This window comes from Sphingopyxis sp. L1A2A (genome assembly GCF_005502465.1).
GTDB lineage: Bacteria > Pseudomonadota > Alphaproteobacteria > Sphingomonadales > Sphingomonadaceae > Sphingopyxis.
Map to the genome: position 1 here is coordinate 105,324 of NZ_SCOT01000001.1, position 18,619 is coordinate 123,942.

Annotated in this window: 13 protein-coding genes; 7 read left to right on the forward strand and 6 right to left on the reverse strand. The window is 65.8% G+C overall.

Going from position 1 to position 18,619, the window contains the following annotated elements; all coding sequences use genetic code 11:
• The first annotated feature begins 132 nt into the window (after nt 1-132).
• The 3 genes from FFS68_RS00520 to FFS68_RS00530 are packed head-to-tail and all read left to right on the forward strand — an operon-like array spanning nt 133 to nt 2,879.
• A complete protein-coding gene (locus FFS68_RS00520; protein ID WP_137751354.1) occupies nt 133-1,509 on the forward strand; it encodes a pectate lyase in 1,377 nt (458 codons plus the stop codon).
• A 2-nt stretch (nt 1,510-1,511) separates the two neighbouring features.
• Nucleotides 1,512-1,907 carry a cupin domain-containing protein gene (locus FFS68_RS00525; RefSeq protein WP_137751540.1) on the forward strand — a complete coding sequence of 132 codons (396 nt, stop codon included), beginning with the start codon at nt 1,512-1,514 and terminating at the stop codon, nt 1,905-1,907.
• Nucleotides 1,908-2,879: an alpha/beta hydrolase gene (locus tag FFS68_RS00530; protein WP_137751355.1), complete on the forward strand. Its 972-nt coding sequence runs from the start codon at nt 1,908-1,910 to the stop codon at nt 2,877-2,879.
• Here FFS68_RS00530 and FFS68_RS00535 read toward each other — a convergent pair.
• From FFS68_RS00535 to FFS68_RS00550, 4 genes are read right to left on the reverse strand one after another with little or no spacing between them, the layout of a single operon-like run.
• On the reverse strand, nt 2,876-4,402 hold the full coding sequence (locus FFS68_RS00535; protein WP_249339949.1) for a carboxylesterase family protein: 1,527 nt from the start codon (nt 4,400-4,402) through the stop codon (nt 2,876-2,878). The two genes, FFS68_RS00530 and FFS68_RS00535, sit on opposite strands and share 4 nt — an antisense overlap.
• A complete protein-coding gene (locus tag FFS68_RS00540) occupies nt 4,389-5,399 on the reverse strand; it encodes a sugar kinase (protein WP_137751356.1) in 1,011 nt (336 codons plus the stop codon). Before FFS68_RS00540 ends, FFS68_RS00535 begins: the two co-directional genes overlap by 14 nt.
• 9 nt (nt 5,400-5,408) lie before the next feature.
• The gene (kduD, locus tag FFS68_RS00545; protein ID WP_137751357.1) at nt 5,409-6,164 is read right to left on the reverse strand and encodes a 2-dehydro-3-deoxy-D-gluconate 5-dehydrogenase KduD; all 756 of its coding nucleotides are present in this window, start codon (nt 6,162-6,164) and stop codon (nt 5,409-5,411) included.
• Between the two features lies 1 nt (nt 6,165).
• Nucleotides 6,166-6,819, reverse strand: coding sequence for an RpiB/LacA/LacB family sugar-phosphate isomerase (locus tag FFS68_RS00550; protein WP_137751358.1), 654 nt, complete (start codon nt 6,817-6,819; stop codon nt 6,166-6,168).
• A 210-nt stretch (nt 6,820-7,029) separates the two neighbouring features.
• Between FFS68_RS00550 and FFS68_RS00555 the strand changes: the two genes are divergently transcribed.
• Nucleotides 7,030-8,082, forward strand: a complete 1,053-nt coding sequence (locus FFS68_RS00555; protein ID WP_137751359.1) for a LacI family DNA-binding transcriptional regulator — start codon at nt 7,030-7,032, stop codon at nt 8,080-8,082.
• A 5-nt stretch (nt 8,083-8,087) separates the two neighbouring features.
• Here FFS68_RS00555 and FFS68_RS00560 read toward each other — a convergent pair whose 3' ends face one another.
• Nucleotides 8,088-9,767: a hypothetical protein gene (locus FFS68_RS00560; RefSeq protein ID WP_137751360.1), complete on the reverse strand. Its 1,680-nt coding sequence runs from the start codon at nt 9,765-9,767 to the stop codon at nt 8,088-8,090.
• Between the two features lie 32 nt (nt 9,768-9,799).
• The gene (locus tag FFS68_RS00565; protein WP_171003689.1) at nt 9,800-12,409 is read right to left on the reverse strand and encodes a TonB-dependent receptor; all 2,610 of its coding nucleotides are present in this window, start codon (nt 12,407-12,409) and stop codon (nt 9,800-9,802) included.
• A 364-nt stretch (nt 12,410-12,773) separates the two neighbouring features.
• On the opposite strand from FFS68_RS00565, the gene FFS68_RS00570 reads away from it, so the two are divergent.
• The 3 genes from FFS68_RS00570 to FFS68_RS00580 are packed head-to-tail and all read left to right on the forward strand — an operon-like array spanning nt 12,774 to nt 18,547.
• On the forward strand, nt 12,774-13,955 hold the full coding sequence (locus FFS68_RS00570; RefSeq protein WP_137751362.1) for an efflux RND transporter periplasmic adaptor subunit: 1,182 nt from the start codon (nt 12,774-12,776) through the stop codon (nt 13,953-13,955).
• Between the two features lie 6 nt (nt 13,956-13,961).
• Nucleotides 13,962-17,153: an efflux RND transporter permease subunit gene (locus FFS68_RS00575; protein WP_137751363.1), complete on the forward strand. Its 3,192-nt coding sequence runs from the start codon at nt 13,962-13,964 to the stop codon at nt 17,151-17,153.
• Complete coding sequence (locus tag FFS68_RS00580) at nt 17,150-18,547, forward strand: efflux transporter outer membrane subunit (protein WP_137751364.1); 1,398 nt, start codon at nt 17,150-17,152, stop codon at nt 18,545-18,547. Before FFS68_RS00575 ends, FFS68_RS00580 begins: the two co-directional genes overlap by 4 nt.
• Nucleotides 18,548-18,619 lie beyond the last annotated feature (72 nt).

The following is an 18,619-nucleotide window of genomic DNA, read 5'->3' on the forward strand; positions in this document are numbered from 1 at the left end:
CGGTTGCGACTGGCCCGGCAATAACCCTCTCCCTTGGACTATTTTCTCGTTGACCGATTGGGGTAACCGGTGTCAGGAAGATAGAGGGATTGGATCAACCGTGTCAATACCCCAAAGAAATGGAGAGACGGGATGCCCAAAAAGCCTTGGCTAGCCGCGCTTTTTCTGGCGCTGGCGCTGCCCGCAAGTCCGGCGCTCGCCGCCGATGCCGCGCCGCTGGCGTTTCCCGGCGCGGTCGGTCCCGCCGCCCACACGGTCGGCGGACGCGGCGGTCAGATCCTGCGCGTCACGACGCTCGCGCCCGATGGCCCGGGATCGCTGAAGGCGGCGATCGAAACCCCGGGGCCGCGCATTATCGTGTTCGAGGTCGGCGGCGTCATCGACATGGGCCGCCAGACGATCAGCGTCACCCATCCGTTTCTGACAATCGCCGGCCAGACCGCGCCCGGACCGGGGATCACCCTGATCCGCACCGGCATCGACGTGAGGACGCACGACGTCGTAATCCGCCACCTGCGTGTCTATACCGGGGTCGATGGCCAGCCGAAGCGCAGCGGCTGGGAAGCCGACACCTTCTCGACCGTCGCGGCGCATAATGTCATCGTCGATCATTGCACGCTCATGTGGGGGATCGACGAAAATATGTCGGCGTCGGGGCCGCGCTTTACCGGCAAGACCGTCGAAGAATGGCGCGCGGGGACGAGCCGCAACATCACCTTTTCGAACAACCTTGCCGCCGAAGGCCTCGCCGATGCGAGCCATCCCAAGGGCGAGCATAGCAAGGGGTCGCTGATCCACGACAATGCGACCGGGATCGTTTTCTACCGCAACGTCTGGGCGCATAACGTCGAGCGCAACCCGCTGATCAAGGGCGGCGCGCAGGCGCTGATGATCAACAATCTGATCTATAACCCGCAGCACCGCGCGGTGCATTATAACCTGATGAACCTCGAATGGGTCGGCCAGCCCTATGTGATCGGCGAAATTACCGCGGTCGGCAATGTGATGCGCGGCGGCAACGATACCGACCCCGGCCTGCCCTTCCTGATGCTCGGCGGCGACGGCGATCTGGCCTATTATGGCAAGGACAATCTGCTGGTCGACCGTCACGGCCAGCCGCTGCCGGAATTCGGTCGTTATGGCGAAACGCGCGCGCAACTGATCCGCGCCAAGGCTCCGCTCGCGCCGCTGGCGGGATACCAGATCCTGCCGGTGCGCGACGTCGAAACATCGGTGCTCGCCAGCGCCGGGGCGCGGCCGTGGGCGCGCGACGCCGAAGAAATTCGGGTGCTGTTTTTCGTCGCCGAAGGGCGCGGCGAAGTGATCGACGACGAGAAGGAGGTCAGCGCCTATCCCAAAGTCGCGCCGCCGGTGCGCGCGCGCTTTGTCGACGCCGACTGGGATCTGGCGACGATGGAACCGCGATCGGGGCTCTATCCCGGCCAGACGGCGCCGATGCCGCAGGAAATCCTCTCACCGCGCGACCGCGCGTCGCGGACGGGCCAGTGACGATGTGGCTCGCCGCGCTCCTCCTCGCGGGGGCCGATGCGCCCGCGATGGTCGTGATCGACGAAGCCGACACGGTGCGCGAGGAGGCGCCGCCGCACGGCGCGATCGGCCTGTCCACCGCCTACCGGATCAGCGACCGCGTCCCCGCCCCACGCAGCTTTGAATTTCGCAAGCGCGCACTGCACGTCGGCGCCGCGATCGGCGTCCACCCCATCGATCATGATGAAATCTACTATGTCCTGTCGGGGACTGGCGTCGTCCACTCGGACGGCGACGAAAAGGCACTGAAGGCGGGCATGGCGGCGTGGCTCTACAAAGGCGCGAAAGTCGGTATCCGCCAGACCGGTGACGAACCGTTGGTGCTGATCATCGCTTATCCCAACAAGGTGCCTGAGTAGGTGGCGGTCGGGCGCCGCGACCTGCTCGCCGCCAGCCTCGCGCTGCCGTTCGCGAGCACGGCCGTACAGGCGGCGTGGACACGGCCCGCCGGCCTCGCCCCTGACGCGAGCATCCCCCTCTGGCCCGCGGGTCGTTTGACGCCGCCGCCCGGCCTCGTCGAACAAGTCGTCCAGCGCAGCGACGATCCAAACGCCAGCGACCGGATGCTGCAAGGCATCGCCCGCCCTCGGCTCGACATCTTCCGCCCCGCCAAGCCCAATGGCGCCGCGGTCATCCTCGCTCCCGGCGGCGGCTATCGTTATGTCGTGATCGACAAGGAAGGCTATGAGCTGGCGCGCTGGCTGCGCGACCGCGGCGTCACCGTTTACGTGCTGTTCTACCGCTTACCGGGCGACGGCTGGACGAACAGGGCCGACGTCCCGCTCGCCGATGCGCAGCGCGCGGTGCGGCTCGTCAGGAGCCGCGCCAAGTTTGACGGCATCGACCCAGCACGCGTCACCTTCGGCGGTTTTTCGGCGGGCGGGCAGGTTGCGACCAGCCTGCTCACGCGCTTCGATGCCGGGGTTTATGCGCCGGTCGATGCCGCCGATGCGCTGTCGGCGCGTCCCGACGCGCTCGCCGCCATCTACCCGGTGGTGTCGATGGACCCCGCGATCGCGCATGCGGTGAGCCGCGAGAAGCTGATCGGCGCCAACCCCGACGCCGCGCGCGAGAAACTTTATTCGCCCGAATTGAATGCCCGGGCCGACCAGCCGCCGCTGTGGCTGCTCCACGCCGAGGACGACAGCGTCGTCAAAATCGCGAACAGCGTCCGGCTGCGCGAGGCGACCCGCGCGGTCGGGGCGCCATGCGAGGCGCATTTTTTCGAGCGCGGCGAGCATGGTTTTGGCTTGATGAAGACGGCGGGTCTGCCGGTTGCGATCTGGCCCGAGTTGCTGTGGAACTGGCTCGCCGACCGGAAGATGGTCTAGCTTCCGGGCTGGATATAGGGCACCCGCGCGAACAGCTCGCGTTCCCATTGCCGCGGATCATTTTCGACCCGGCTCGCCGTATCGAAAATCATCGTCGGCCGCCGCTGCAGATCATAAGCGGGCCAGCCCGGATCGCCGGTGCGCGCGAAGCGGACGAAAGCGTCCATCAGCCTGTCGCTCATCGCCTGTTGTGCCGCCGTCGGATCGGGAATCGTCCCGAAGCTGAGCCCGATGTCGTCGGTGTGTTTGGCCGCCTCGAAATCGAGCTGATAGACGAACGCCGGCGCGCCCGCGCGTGCGCGCGCCTCGGCCTCTTCGATCTGCCCGCGCCAGCTGCGCGCCGCGGTGACGATGCGGTGGAACAGGTCGAGCGGCGCGGCCCCCGGATAGCGCGCGCGGAATTCGCCGACCACCCATTCGGGATGCGCGTCGATCCGCATTTCGGGCGCGATGCGGGCGGCGAGATTGTCGAAGTTTAGTCCCGCAAGCTGCTTGCCGTCGGGCGCATAAAAGGCGCGCGTCTCCAGCACCGTGTTGCCGAGCATCAGCGGGATGCCGTTCGATTGCGGCGCCGCGTCGGGCCAGAAGGGGTGGCGCGTCAGGTGCCGCATGTCGAGCACCGGCCCCATATACACCCCGCCGCCAAGGATTGGGTCGGTTGCCGAGAGCGCCGCAACCAGTTGCTGGACCGGCGCGGTCGCGGGATCGACTGCTTCGCCCAGCTTCGCGAGAAACGCCTGCGCGCGCTTCGTCGCGTTGAGCGGCCCCGAGGCGGTGACCTGCTGCCCGCTCATCGTGATCGCCTTGTGGAACAAGCCTTTCGCCGCGGGCATCGCCATCAGCGTCGCGATCTTGGCGCCGCCGCCCGACTGGCCGAACAGCGTGACATTGGCGGGATCGCCGCCGAACGCCGCGATATTACGCCGGACCCACTGGAGTGCGACGATCAGGTCGAGCTGTCCGGCATTGCCGCCGTCCGGAAAGCGCGGGTCGAGCCGCGCGAGATAGAGATAGCCGAGCGCGTTGAGGCGGTGATTCACGGTGACGACCACGACATCGCCGCGCGCAGCAAGCGCCGCGCCATCGTTGACCGGGTCGGTCACACTGCCGGTCGAATAAGCGCCGCCGTGGAAATAGACCATCACCGGGCGCTTGCGCTTACCCGCAATGTCGGGCGTCCAGACGTTGAGGAACAGGCAATCCTCGCCCTGCGGTTGGTAGCGGTCGCCGCTCTGCGGGCAGGCCGGACCGAAGCTGTCGCCTTTCAACTGCTCAGCCTTGGTCACCGCAACCGGCGCCGCAAAGCGCGCGGCGCGCGCATAGCGGATGCCGGTGAAGGCCCAGGCCTTGCCGTCCGACCCAAAGCCGCGGAAGCGGCCCGATCGGTAGGCGCCGTCATGCGCCTTGACGCTGCCGACATGCGTTATCGGCGTAAAAATCTCTGCCTTCGCGACCATGGGCAACAGCAACGACGCTGCGATCGCGGCGAGCAGGCCGCGCCGCGTCAGCTTAGCGCCGGACATCAAGCCCGCCGCCGTGGAAGGCATCGATATCCGCCTGCCCAAAGCGGCTGGCATCGCCCGGCAGCGAATGTTTGAGCGCGGTGAGCGCGAGGCCCGATTCAGCCATCGCCCGCGCATCGCCGCCCGCGAGATGCGCGTGGAGCACCCCAGCGGCAAAGGCGTCGCCCGCGCCGATGCGGTCGACGATGCCGGTCACGTCGATCTCGTCGGTCTGATGACCGCCGCCGCGCAGGTCGACGCGCGCCGCGATGCGGTGGTGATCGGCGGTGACGGTGTGGCGGGCGGTCGAGGCGATCAGTTTGAGGCCCGCGAAAGCGGCAAAGCCCGCTTCGGCGGCTTCGCGCCGCCGGTCCTCGCCCTCGCCGCTGAATTCCTGACCCAGCACCAGCGACAGGTCGCGATGATTGCCGAACAAGATGTCGGTGAGGCCGATCAGTTCGGACAGGATCGCGCGCGGGTCGCTGTCCCATGCCTCCCACAGCATCGCGCGATAATTGCCGTCGAAGCTGACCGGTACACCGCGCCGCTTTGCCGCCCGCGCCGCGGCCAGCGCCGCTTCGGCCGAACGCGGCCCGAGCGCGGGGGTGATCCCCGACAGGTGGAGCAGGCGCACACCGCCGAGCAACGTGTCCCAATCATAATCGTCGGCGCCGGTTGCCGCAAAGCTCGACCCGGCGCGGTCATAGACGATTTCGGACGACCGCAGCCCCGCCCCGACGCTGAGGAAATAGAGCCCCATACGCCCGGGGCCGCTGGTGACCGCGGCGCAGTCGACACCGCCGCCACGCACCGCCGCCACCGCGCCGCGGCCCAGTGCGTTGGCGGGAACATGGCTCACCATCGCGCAATCATAGCCGAGATGCGCGAGGCCGATCGCGACATTTGCCTCGGCCCCGCCGACATGGAGCGCCAGCGACGGCGACTGCATGAGCAGCTCGTTGCCTGGCGCGGTCAGGCGGATCAGCAGTTCGCCGAAAAAGACGAGGCGTCCGGTCATCGCGCGATGCTAGCGCGCGAGCCAGCCGCCGTCGACGGCGAGGATGTGGCCCTGGACATAGTCCGACGCGCGCGACGCCAGGAACACTGCGGCACCGCCGATGTCGCCGGGGTCGCCCCAGCGCCCCGCCGGGATACGCTCCATGATCTGGCGGTTGCGCGTCTCGTCCGACTGCAACGCCGCGGTGTTGTTCGTCGCGATATAGCCGGGCGCGATCGCGTTGACCTGCACCCCCTTTGCCGCCCATTCGTTGGCGAGCAGCTTGGTGAGCCCGCCGACCCCCGCTTTCGACGCGGTGTAGCTCGGCACGCGAACACCGCCCTGAAAGGTCAGCATCGAGGCGATGTTGATGATCTTGCCGCTGCCGCGCGCGATCATGTGCTTGCCCGCCGCCTGACACAGGAAAAAGAGCGTCTTGAGATTGGTGTCCATCACCGCGTCCCAGTCGGCTTCGGTGAAATCGACCGCGTCGGCGCGGCGAATGATGCCGGCGTTGTTGACCAATATGTCGATCCGCCCGAATTCGGCGAGCACCGCGTCGACGAGCGGTTGCACCGCGCCGACACTCGACAGGTCGGCAGCAAAATTCTCCGCCCGGCGCCCCAGCCCGCGCACCTTGCCGACCGTATCGTCGGCGGGCGAGCGACCCGCGGCGGCAATGTCGGCGCCCGCTTCGGCGAGCGCGAGCGCAATCCCTTGTCCGATGCCGGTGTTCGCACCGGTGACCAGCGCGACTTTGGCCGTTAGGTCAAACAGTCCGGACATGTCAGGCGAGCGCCCGCTCCGCCGAAACGCTCTTCAGATAGGCGCTGATCGCGTCGTCCTGCGAATTGGCGTAGAAATAGTCCGCGAATTTCTCGCCCGCGATCGCCGCGCGAAGCAGATCCTGATCGACAGTCTTCAGCACCGTCAGCATGTCGTGGCACGATGCGGCCTTGAGATCTTTCAAGATGCCGCGGTTCGTCCGCATGATTTCGGCGCGCTCCTTGGGGTAGCCCAGACCGCGCTCGCCATCGAACAGCTTACGATAGACATCCTGCAGGTTGAGCTCGGCGGCCCAGCCGAAGCCCTTGGCATAGGGCATCGACATGGCGTTGCCATCATTGATCTGGCCGAACAGAAACGCATCGGTCGGATCGATCACCAGCCCGCAGAAAACGCCCGGCATCGCGTTGCAGGCGAGCATCGACCCCATGCCGGTGCCGCAACCGGTGACCACGAAATCGGCGGCCTTCGAATTGAGCAGGATGCCGGCCAGCAGCCCGTTCATGACATAGGTTAGCGACGCCTTGTCGTCCGCCGAGTACATCCCATAATTGAACACCTCATGGCCCAGCGGTTCGGCGACCGTCGTTAATGCGTCGTGGATGATGGCGTTTTTGGCGGCCTGGCTGTTTTCGGTGATCAGCGCGATCTTCATGATCCGGTTCCTTTGCTGGTTTTGCGACAAGCTAGTCATTTTGGTAACCGGTGTCAATATTGCCTTTCCTCGGGACCGGCAGGTGATCTGGACACCGGTATCAGTTTTCGCCAGATGGCGGTTGTCGCGGTTGATTTCAGGGCGCCGAACGCCCATCACAAAAGACGAATGGCGGGACGGCGACCCGAACCCGCAGAGGATAAGACGCATATGACGGCACAGAAAAAGGGGGCGGGCGGCAAGCAGCCGACGATCAACGATGTCGCCGCGCTCGCCGGGGTATCGAAAAAGACCGTCAGCCGGGTCATCAACCGCTCCGAATTCCTCACCGAAAAGACGCGCAAGGCGGTCGAGCAGGCGATCGAGACGCTGGGCTTTGTCCCCAACCCGCAGGCGCGCGCGCTGGCGTTCCGGCGCAATTTCCTGATCGCGCTGCTCCACGACAACCCCAACGCCCAAACGGTGCTCAATTTTCAGCAGGGCGTGCTCGACGCGATCAAGGACAGTGACCTGGCGCTGCTCGTTCGCCCGGTCGATCGCGGGTCGGACGGCATGCTCGGCGATGTCCGCACCTTCCTCGAAAAACAGCGGCCGATCGGCGCGCTGCTGTTGCCGCCGATTTCGGAGAATGACGATCTCGCGGCGCTCTGCGAAGATCTGGGGGTGCGTTATGTCCGCATCGGTTCGGCGCCGCTCGACGATGCCAAGCATTGCGTGTCGTCGAACGACCGCGAAGTCGTTGCCGAGGCGGTGCGCGCGCTGATCGCACTCGGCCATCGCCGCATCGGCTTTGTGCGCGGGCCGGTCGGCTTTCGCTCCGCTGCCGAGCGCGAAAAGGGGTTCATGGAGGCGCTGGCCGAAGCCGGGCTCGACCTGCCTGCGTCCTTCAACGCGCCGGGCAATTATCGCTACACCGCCGGGATCGAGGCGGGTGAGGCTTTGCTGTCGCTGCCCGAGCCGCCGACCGCGATCTTCTGTTCGAACGACGAGATGGCCGCCGGGGTGATGAGCGTTGCGCACGCCAAGCGCATCGATGTCCCCGGCGCGCTGTCGATCATCGGTTTCGACGACAGCCCGACCGCGACGCATATCTGGCCCGCACTCAGTACGGTGCGCTGGCCGATCCGCGAGATGGGGGTGCGCGCCGCCAAGACGCTCGTCCCCGACTTCCTGCCGCTCGCGACCAAAGTCGATGAGCGCGATAACGGCGTGCTGAACTCGACCTTCATCCAGCGCCAGTCAGTCGCACCGCCCCAGTCCTGAGGCGATCAGCGGCGCCGCCGGGCGAGCTGATAGTCGTACAGCGACGGCGCCGCGGCGACCGCCTGCCCGGTTCCCGCGATATAGGGTGCCGGGGTGTAATGAACGTCGATCGCGCGGTTGGCGTGCAGCCCGACGATCCGTTCGCCAGGGCCCTCCAGCCCGCTGGTGATCCGCACCGTTGCGCCGGCCGGGACATCGTCCGGCATCACCAGCCGCGCGTTCCATATCGTGTTGTAAAGTCCGTGACCCGGCTTCCAATAGGGCGCGCCGCCGCCGACCCACAGTTGATAGTCCCAAACGCCTTTTGCCTGTTTCGGATCGATGTGCATCACGATCTGGTCGAACAGATTCTGATGGTTCGACCCGCTGTGCTGATCGATGATCGCGTCGCGGGTGACCACCGAGCGCAGGAACACCGACCGCGTCGAGCGGGTGTTGACGCTGAGCGGATGGATCACCGGATTTTCGACCTTCAGATCCTTGACCAGCACATTGTGCACCGCGCCGACATGCACCGAATAATGGGCGCGGCGGTCGCCGGTCGTGGTGACGTCGGCGATGGTCAAATTCGCGGCATTGTCGGTCAGGATGCCGCTGTCCGACCGGTCGATCACCAGGTCCTTGATCCAGCCGTCGAACACCCCGGTCATATAGATGCCGTTATACCCCTGCTCCAGATGATGGCCGAACGAGGGCGATTCGGGAAATTGCAGCCGCAGATTCTGGATGCCGACGTTGGTCAGATGTTTCCAGTTGGCGAGCACGGCGGGCTGGTCGGCGCGGACGTCGTGGAGCAAGGGGTCGCCCAGCGTCACCATGCGCCCGCGGATCGCCGCAATGCGCGTCATCTGCGCGACCACCGGGCGTTTGGGCGAGGTCCAGTGATGCGATCCTATCGGCAAGTCGGTGTCGCCATAGAGCGACTTCAAAATCTGGCTGCGCGGGCCATCGACAGAAAACCATTGCAGCTGCACGACGTCGCCGACGCGCAGCTTCGCGGGATCATCGACGGTCAGGGCGCGGCCAAACTGCTTCCCCGATACGCCATTGGCCAGCAGCGGGTCGCGAACATCCTTGCTGCCGTCATAGGACACCGGCCGGGTGGTTTCGGGCCGGACGACGATCATCCCCCCGGCCCAGCTATATTCGGTGAACAGATAGTCGATATTCTGCTCGGGCTCGACCTGCCGCTTCTTCTCGCGCACCAGATAGTCGCGCAGCTCGTCGAAATCGCTGCTGTTGTCGATGATCTTGAGCGGGCGCGGGAACCACAGCTCGCTGCCGCCCGGGCCGCTGCCCGCGCCGTCGAGGACGATGTCGCTGCGCGTGATCCGCAGCACTTCGGTGATCTGCGTCCGCCCTTTGGGAAAACGCAGCGTCACCTTGCCCGTCACCGCATTCGCCGCCGCCAGCGCGCGCAGCACCGCCTTGCTGTCGTCGAGTCCGTCGTCGGCAACCGCGCCATGGTCGGTGACATCGACGATCGTCCCGCGATCGGCGGGGATGGTCGCGAGGCCAAAGCCATAGCCGGCATAGCTGAAATCGGGCAGCGGGTTGGCCGCCGATACCGTGCGGTCGGACAAGATGGCGGGCAGCTGCTGCGCTTTCGCATATGCCGGAACCACCAGCATCGCGCCGAACAGCCATCCCAAAGCCCGGCACCCGCGTCGATTGCCCGACATCATCACGGCTTCCCTCCTGCGACCCGGTCGATATTTCAAAACTTCGCCCTCACCCCGATCGAAAAGCGCCGTTCGGACAGGGCATAGCTGTTGAGCGCGGTCGGGTTGAAGTTGCTATATTCGGTGGTCGCCGATTTTTTCGGCATCAAATTCTGCGCTTGCAGCGACAATGCGATATTCTTGGTGATGTCGATGCCGATCTGGGCGTCGAGCTGCGAGCGCGAACCCACGAAGCTCGGCCGTCCTTCGGAAAATTCGAACACCGCCTCGTCACGGTAGTTATAGGCGAGGCGCGCCGAGAACGGGCCCTTTTCATAGAGACCGACCAGATTATAGCTGTTCTTGGACACCGCCACCAAGGGGAAACCGGCGTTATCCTCCGAATCCGAATAGGTGTAGTTGGCGATCACCCCCAAGCCGTCGAATGGCGAGGGCAGGAAGTCGGCAAACTGCTGGATGCCGATTTCAAACCCCTTGATCTTGGCGCTCGCCAGATTTTCGGGCCGCGAAAAGGTCAGCTCGCGCCCCTGCGGGTCGAGATTGGTATCGACCCCGGTGGTGACGAAGCTCGCGATGAAATCCTTCACATCCTTGTAAAAGACCGCGCCCGAAATCAGCGAAGTCTTGCCCATATAATATTCAAAGCTGATGTCGGCCTGGGTCGAGATCGGCGGCTGGAGATTCACATTGCCGCCGGTGACCGACAGATTGGTGGCGTTGAAAAAGGTCGATGGGGCAAGGTCGGCGATCGAGGCACGCTGCATCGTCTGCGACCCCGAAATGCGGATCAGGAAATCGTCGCTGACATTGAACGCGATATTCGCGCTGGGCAGCACATTGGTATAGCGGTTCTTGTCGGTGACCAGCGCGCTGACCGTCCCGACGTTGACATAGCTATCGACCGACAGCCGCGTGCTGGCGATCCGCACCCCGGCGTTGGCGCGATACGGGATGCCGGCAATTTCGCCCTCGCCCGACACCATCAGATAGGCGGCCAGCGTCTTTTCGCTGAAATCATAATCGCGCTGCAAATTGGGCAGCAACGTCGATTTGTCGTTCGGGTTGGGATTGGGCTGCGCCGCCTGCGCGCGGGTGAAGACATAGTCAAAGGTCGGCGCGGTGCTGAGGAAGCTGCGCGGAAAGGTGCCGGGCAGATCGGCCAGGAAATCGCCGGCGCCCACCAGCCTCAGATAGGGCTCGATCTCGGTCCGCGTCGGGGTCACCTGGCTGCGATAGGCGTTCGACCGCGCGTGCAGGTCGGTATAGCGCGCCCCGGCCGAAATCGTCACGCCGCCGGCGGTTTCGTAACTGACGTCGACTTTGCCCGTCCATTCCTCGAGCAGGCCGATCAACCGGTTGCTGCGCACGCCGTTGGTCGCGGGGTTGTATGAGGCATAATTGGCCGGGTTGAACGGGCCGGTCAGGGTCAGCGACGGGATCGTCGTATCGCGGAAATCGAACGCGCCCGGGACCAGCGCGGTCCCCTGCAGCGTGATGATCTGGATCGTCTGGTCGATCGTGCCCTTGCTGTAATAGCCGTCGGCCTCGATCGTCAGCCCGCCGCTCTCATATTTCCCGTTGAGACCATAGAGAAAACTCTCGGTCGGCTCGTTGCGGATCTGGCCCGCGGTCGTGACGGTGCCATTGGCGTTGCCCGCGACGACGACGCCGTCCTCGACCACCCGGTTGGTGACCGGATTGGTGCCGGTGGGCATGCGAAAGGCAAAAAAGTCCTGCTTCCGGCCGGTGGTCAGCTTGGAATAAAGCGCATCGGCGGTGACCGTAAATTCGGGGGTGACCTCGAACTGGACCGCGCCGTTCAGCCCGAGGCGCGAGCGATCGACGGTGAACTGCTCATATTGCAGCAGCACCGGGGTCTGGAACACCCCGCCGCCGGTTCCGGTGTAGGTGCGGTTCAGGAAATTGTTGCGCTCGAACGTCTGCGTCGTCGAGGTGCGCTTCTGATATTCGCCGGCAATCATGATGCCGATCCGGTCATCGGCGAATTTGGTCGTCGCAAAACCGGTGATTGCGGGCTCGAACTTGTCCGAATTTTCCGAATAGACCCCCTGGACGCGCAGCGAGGCGGTCGGCTCCTTGAAGCTCAGCGGTTTGGGGGTGACGAGGTTGACGGTGCCGCCCAGCCCGCCTTCGGCCTGGCTGGCGAGCGGGGATTTGCGCACCTCGAGCCGCCCGAACAGGCTGGAGGGCACCGAGTCGAGCCCCGACGAGCGGCCAAGCTGGTCGTTTTCGGGCGGCGACAGCCGCGCCGACCAGCCGAGCAGGGTGCGACCATCGACCTCGACGCGCACCTGTTGCAGGCCGCGCACCGACACCGACTGGCCTTCGCCAAAGACGCGGGTGATCTGGACGCCGGTGACGCGTTGCAGCGCCTCGGCGACATTGGCATCGGGCAGCTTGCCGACGTCTTCGGCGGTGATGACGTCCATCACCTGCTCGGCGTCGCGCTTGATGTCGGCCGCCTGTTCCAGCGAGGCGCGAATCCCGGTGACGACGATTGCGTCTTCCTCCGCCGGTGCCGCTGCATCCTGTGCATAGGCCGGCGACAGCGCATAGGCGGCGAGCGACGCGCCGCCTGCCAGCCTGGCCAATATGCGGACTCCGCCCTCTGCTCGAATAGCCATAATCATCCTCCCACCTCGCGGCAGAACGGTTCGTGCGAACCGCCTGCCAGGAATATTCCGGAGGGTTTTCCGTCCGGCCGTCGCCTTCGCGGTCGACCGACACATACCCTCGCCTGTCATTGGTTTGTTGCCGATATTGGTAACCGGTGTCACGAATGATGGAAGACTTGCCACCCCCCTGTCAAGCCCTAATTGTATGACAACTCCCCCACTTGTATGACAAATAGGCCGGGCAGGTGCAGCGGAAGAAAATTGTCGTAGTTTGTCGCAATTTCCGCATTGCGCTTGCATGGACCAATCCAATCGGTTGAATAGGCGCAATTCTTCCCCCGCCGCTCGGCGAGCCGATACGAGAAACATCCTTATGCCGCAGAAGAGGTCGCTGTTGCTGGCCGGACTATGGTGCGCCGCGACCTTGTCGCTGGGCGCCTGTTCGGGGCAGGATGACGCAAACAAGAACGGCCGCGGCGCGCCGCAGGTTGGCTTTGTCGTCGTCAAGGTCGAAGCGGTGCCGGTCACCACCTCGCTCGGCGGACGCACCGTCGCGTTCGAGACCAGCGAAGTGCGGCCACAGGTCAATGGCCTGATCCGGCGGCGATTGTTTACCGAGGGCGGTTTTGTGCGCGCCGGGCAGCCGCTCTACCAGATCGATGCCAGCCTGTATCAGGCCGCGGTCGACCAGGCGTCGGCAAACCTCGCCAGCGCCCGCGCCAGCGCGCAGGCCGCCGACGAGCGCGTCCGCCGCTTCGCGCCGCTGGCCAAGATGCAGGCGATCGCCGAGCAGGATTATACCGACGCGCTGGCCGAGGCGCGCGTCGCGCGCGCCGCCGTGGCGCAAAACAATGCCGCGCTGGAAACCGCGCGGATCACCCTGCGCTACGCGACGATCACCGCGCCGATCAGCGGCCGCATCGGCCGCAGCCTCGCCACCCCCGGGGCGCTGGTCAGCGCAAGCCAGGCGAGCCCGCTCGCGGTGATCCAGCAAACCGACCCGATCTATGTCGACATGCAGCAATCGAGCGCCGAACTCACCACCTTGCGCCAGGCGCTCGCCAGCGGCGGCGTCGCCGCGGGCAGCACGTCGGTGCGGCTGCGGCTCGAGGACGGCAGCGCCTATGGCTTTGCCGGCACGGTCCAGTTTTCCGACATCACGGTCAGCGAAGCGACCGGCACCGTCACCCTGCGCGCGCGCTTTCCCAATCCCAAGGGGGTGCTGCTGCCCGGCATGTTCGTGACCGCGCTGTTCGATCAGGCGGTCAACCCGCGGGCCATGTTGGTGCCGCAGGCGGCGCTCCAGCGCGATTTCGACGGGTCGGCATTTGTCTATCTGGCAGGCTCGGACAACAAAGCGATCCGCCGCAAGGTGACCGCCGATCGCACGATCGGCGCCAATTGGGTGGTCACCGACGGGCTGAAAGCCGGCGAGCGCGTCATCACCCAGGGGGTCGGCAATCTGAAACAGGGCGCGCCGATCACGCCGGTGCCGGCCAGCAGCGTGCAGCGGGTGGGGGCGCCCGCGGCCAAGACAGCAGAAAAGAGTCCATAGCCCCTCATGTCCCGCCTGTTCATCAACCGTCCCATCTTTGCCTGGGTGCTGGCGATCATCGTGATGCTGGGCGGGGTCGGCGCACTGTTCGCGCTGCCGATCGAGCAATATCCCGACATCGCCCCGACCCAGGTCAATATCCGCGCCAGCTACCCCGGCGCCTCGGCCGAGGCGATCGAGAACAGCGTCACCCAGGTGCTCGAACAACAGCTTACCGGCGTCGACGGGCTGCTCTATTTCAGTTCGCAATCCAGCTCGCGCGGGCAGGCGAGCATTACCGCGATCTTTGCCAAGGGGATCGATCCCGACATCGCGCAGGTCCAGGTGCAGAACAAGATCCAGTCGGCGATCTCGCGCCTGCCGGCGCAGGTGCAGCAGCAGGGGGTGCGCGTCACCAAGTCCAATTCGGACACGCTGCTGCTCGTCGGCGTCTATGACGAGACCGACACGCGCGCCAATGCCGACGTGTCCGACTTTATGACGTCGAACATCCAGGATCCGTTGTCGCGGGTCGAGGGGGTGGGCGACGTCAACATCTTTGGCGCCCCGCACGCGATGCGGATCTGGCTCAACCCGCAGCGGCTCGCCGCGGTGGCGCTGATGCCGAGCGATGTGATCGCCGCAATCACCGCCCAGAACAGCGAGGTCGCTGCAGGCGAGGTCGGCGGCCTGCCGTCACCGCAGGGCCAGATGCTCAACGCCACGGTCACCGCCCAGTCGCGCCTGCAAACCGTCGAACAGTTTGAAAATATCGTCCTCAAGACCGAGTCCGACGGATCGAGCGTGCGGATCAAGGACATCGCGCGGGTCGAAATCGGCGCCGAAAATTACAGCGTCATCAGCCGCATCAACGGCCACCCGGGCGCCGGCATGTCGATTTCGCTGTCGCCGGGGTCCGACGCGCTGGAAACCGCCGACCGCGTCAAGGCGCGGATGGCGGAGCTGGCCGCCGATTTCCCCGATGGCCTCGCCTATAGCTATGCCAATGATTCGACCGCTTTTATCAAATTGTCGGTTAGCGAAGTGCAGAAGTCGCTGTTCGAGGCGATCATCCTCGTCATCTTGGTCATGTTCGTGTTTCTGCAAAGCTGGCGCGCGGTGCTGATCCCGGCGATTGCGGTGCCCGTGGTGCTGCTCGGCACCTTTGCCATTTTCTATATCGCGGGGTTCAGCATCAACACTCTGACCCTGTTCGGGCTGACGCTGGCGATCGGGCTGCTCGTCGACGACGCGATCGTCGTGGTCGAAAATGTCGATCGATTGATGGAAGAAAATCCGGGGATGTCGGCGCGCGACGCGACGATCCAGTCGATGAAGGAATTGCAGGTCGCGCTGGTCGCGATCGGGCTGGTGCTGTCGGCGGTGTTCCTGCCGATGGCCTTTTTCGGCGGTTCGACGGGGGTCATCTATCGCCAGTTTTCGGTCACCATAGTGTCGGCGATGGCGCTGTCGGTGCTCGTCGCGCTGATCCTCAGCCCGGCGCTGACCGCGACGCTGCTCAAACCCAAAACGCATGGCGAAGCACCCACCGGCGGACGCTTGCCGCGCGCGCGCGCGCTGCTGGAACGCGCCAAGACCGGCTTCAACACCCGCTTCGACCATATTGTCGAACGCTATGTCGGCAGCGTCACCAAGGTCGTCGATCGCAAATGGCTGTTCCTGGGGATTTACGCGATCATATTGGTCGTGCTGGCCGTCCTGTTCCTGCGCCTACCCAGCGGCTTCCTGCCCGGCGAGGATCAGGGGCGCGTCCAGGTCCAGTTCCGCCTGCCCGCCGGCGCGACGCAGGCGCGGACCCTGGAAGTGCGCGACGCGGTCGAAAAATATATGCTGACCCAGGAAAAGGCGAATGTCGGGACATTGTTCCTCGTCGCCGGCGGCGGCGGCGGCGGCGCGGTGGGCCAGAACACCGGCCAGGGCTTCGTCAACCTGACCCATTGGGACGATCGCGAGGGCGCACAGAACACCGCCGACGCGATCGCCGAACGCGCGCGCAAGGCGTTCAGCGGGCTGCGCGATGCCCAGGTGTTCGCGCTGGTTCCGGGCGCGGTGCGCGGGCTGGGCGACAGTTCGGGTTTCACCATGCAGTTGCAGAATCGCGGCGGGATGAGCCGCGCGGATTTTGTCGCGGCGCGCGACCGCCTGCTCGCGATGGCCAATGCCAACCCCAAGCTGACCTCGGTGCGCCTCAGCGATTTGCCCGATGTCGCGACGCTGAAAATCGACGTCGATACGCAGCGGCTGACCGCTTATGGCATCAACAACAGCGATGTGAATGCGACCCTGGCGACCGCATGGGGCGGCCGTTACGTCAATGATTTCATCGACGAAGGCCGCGTCAAGCGCGTCTATGTCCAGGGCGACGCGCCCTATCGCGCCAAGCCCGAAGACCTGTCGCAATGGTATGTGCGCTCGGCCGATGGCGAGATGTCGCCCTTCTCGGCCTTTGCCCGCACCGGCTGGGCGACGACGCCCAGCAGCACCTCACGTTTTCAGGGCGTGCCCGCGTTTGAAATTTCGGGCCAGCCGTCGCCGGGCACCAGCTCGGGCGAGGCGATGGACGAAATGGAAGCCATGGCAGGGCAGATCGCCGGCACCAGCGTCGCCTGGTCGGGGTCATCGTTCCAGGAACGGCTGTCGTCGGGACAGGCGCCGTTGCTCTATGGCATCTCGCTGCTCGTCGTCTTTCTGTGCCTCGCGGCGCTTTACGAAAGCTGGACGATCCCGCTCGCGGTCATCCTGATCATCCCGCTCGGGCTGATCGGCGCGGTCTGCGCGGTGTCGCTGCGCGGGCTGGAAAACGACGTCTATCTGCAGATCGGCCTGCTCACGACGATGGGACTCGCGGCGAAAAACGCGATCCTGATGATCGAATTCGCCGAACAGGAAGAACGCAAGGGCAAGCGCGTGATCGAGGCGGCGATCGCCGCGGCGCGCATCCGCCTGCGCCCGATCTTGATGACCAGCTTCGCCTTCATCTTTGGCGTGCTGCCGCTGGCGATCGCGACCGGCGCCGGGGCCAACAGCCGCGTCGCGATCGGCACGTCGGTGATCGGCGGCATGCTGACCGCGGCCTTCCTCGCGATCTTTTTCATCCCGCTGTTCTTTGTCCTCGTTCGCCGCGGGGTGCGTGACGGCATCGCCGCGGTTCGCGCGCGCTTTGGCAAGGATAAAGGCGCCGCCCAGGTGCCGGCATGATCCGCACCCGCGACGTCCTGCTCGCGAGCACGCTGTTGCTCGCCGGCTGCTCGCTGGCCCCCAAGACGGTGCTGCCGACGCCGCCGGTGCCGCAAAGCTGGCCGGTCGGCGACGCCTATCTGCTCCAGAGCGAGGCGGCGCTGCCGATCCTCTCCTACCAAAGCGTGTTCACCGATCCGCGGCTTCAGGCGCTGGCCGCGCAGGCGTTGACCAACAACCGCGACCTGCGCGTCGCTTACGCCAATGTCGCCGCGGCGCGCGCGCAAGCGCGCGTCACCCGCGCCGGGCAGTTCCCCGCCATCGGAATCAGCGGCGGCGCGGGCTATGCAGACAGCAACGGTGCGGGCGGCAGCGGCGATTTCTCGCTCCGCGGCGGGGTCACCGCCTTTGAACTCGACCTGTTCGGCAAGCTCGCCAATCTGGCCGAGGCCGACCGCAACCGCGCGCTGGCGACCGAGGCCGCGTCGCGCACCGTGCGCCTCGCGCTGATCGCCAATCTGGCCGAAGTCTGGGCGACCTATGGCGCCGACCGCGACCTGCTCGCCATCGCCCAGGACACCGCGGCGAATGCGCGCGAAAATGTCCGGCTGACCCGCGCCCGGCTCGACGGCGGGGTCGCGCCGCGCACCGATTTGCGCCAAGCCGAACAGATTCTCGCCACCGCCGAGGATGCGATCGCGGCGCAGACGAGCGCGCTGGCGCAGGACGAGAATCTCATCCGCCTGCTCGTCGGCGGCGATATCGACCGCGCGCTGCTCCCGGCCGGTCTGGGCGAAGTGACGCCTGCGATCGCGGCCTTGCCCGCCGGGGTGAACTCGCAAATCCTGCTCCGCCGCCCCGATGTGATCGAGGCCGAATATGGCCTGCGCGCCGCCAATGCGAACATCGGCGTCGCGCGCGCGCAGCTGTTTCCGTCGATCTCGCTCACCGGATTGCTCGGCTTTGCCAGCAACGCGTTGTCCAGCCTGTTCGACAGCGGATCGTTCAATTGGTCGGCGGGCGGCGACGTCACCGCGCCGATTTTCGACGCCGGGGGCCGCCGCGCCGGGGTCGCGGTCAGCGAAGCGCAGCGCGACGCCGCGCTGGCAGGCTATGAGGGCGCGATCCAGACCGCGTTTCGCGAGGTCGCCGACGCGCTCGCGGTGCAGGGCACGATCGCCGAACGGGTGCGCGCCGCCGCGGCGAACACCGCCGCCGCCGCCGACACCGCGGTCCTCACCGATGCGCGGTACAAGGGCGGGATCGACAGCTTCCTCGCCAGCCTCGACGCCCAGCGCAGCCTGTATGCGGCGCGGCGCAGCGAAATCGCGACCCAGCTGCTGCTCGTCCAGACCCGCATCGCGCTGTTCCGCGCGCTCGGCGGGGACAGCGGCGCGGGGGCGACGGCGCCGTAACCTTCGTCATGCCAGACTTGATCCGGCATCCACCGCAACGTCGGCAAGATGGACCCCGGATCAAGTCCGGGG

Coding starts and splice junctions, on each gene's coding strand:
- FFS68_RS00520 (WP_137751354.1), top strand. CDS start 133: ATGCCCAAAAAGCCTTGGCTAGCCGCGCTTTTTCTGGCGCTGGCGCTG.
- FFS68_RS00525 (WP_137751540.1), top strand. CDS start 1,512: ATGTGGCTCGCCGCGCTCCTCCTCGCGGGGGCCGATGCGCCCGCGATG.
- FFS68_RS00535 (WP_249339949.1), bottom strand. CDS start 4,402: ATGTCCGGCGCTAAGCTGACGCGGCGCGGCCTGCTCGCCGCGATCGCA.
- FFS68_RS00540 (WP_137751356.1), bottom strand. CDS start 5,399: ATGACCGGACGCCTCGTCTTTTTCGGCGAACTGCTGATCCGCCTGACC.
- kduD (WP_137751357.1), bottom strand. CDS start 6,164: ATGTCCGGACTGTTTGACCTAACGGCCAAAGTCGCGCTGGTCACCGGT.
- FFS68_RS00550 (WP_137751358.1), bottom strand. CDS start 6,819: ATGAAGATCGCGCTGATCACCGAAAACAGCCAGGCCGCCAAAAACGCC.
- FFS68_RS00555 (WP_137751359.1), top strand. CDS start 7,030: ATGACGGCACAGAAAAAGGGGGCGGGCGGCAAGCAGCCGACGATCAAC.
- FFS68_RS00560 (WP_137751360.1), bottom strand. CDS start 9,767: ATGATGTCGGGCAATCGACGCGGGTGCCGGGCTTTGGGATGGCTGTTC.
- FFS68_RS00565 (WP_171003689.1), bottom strand. CDS start 12,409: ATGGCTATTCGAGCAGAGGGCGGAGTCCGCATATTGGCCAGGCTGGCA.
- FFS68_RS00570 (WP_137751362.1), top strand. CDS start 12,774: ATGCCGCAGAAGAGGTCGCTGTTGCTGGCCGGACTATGGTGCGCCGCG.
- FFS68_RS00575 (WP_137751363.1), top strand. CDS start 13,962: ATGTCCCGCCTGTTCATCAACCGTCCCATCTTTGCCTGGGTGCTGGCG.
- FFS68_RS00580 (WP_137751364.1), top strand. CDS start 17,150: ATGATCCGCACCCGCGACGTCCTGCTCGCGAGCACGCTGTTGCTCGCC.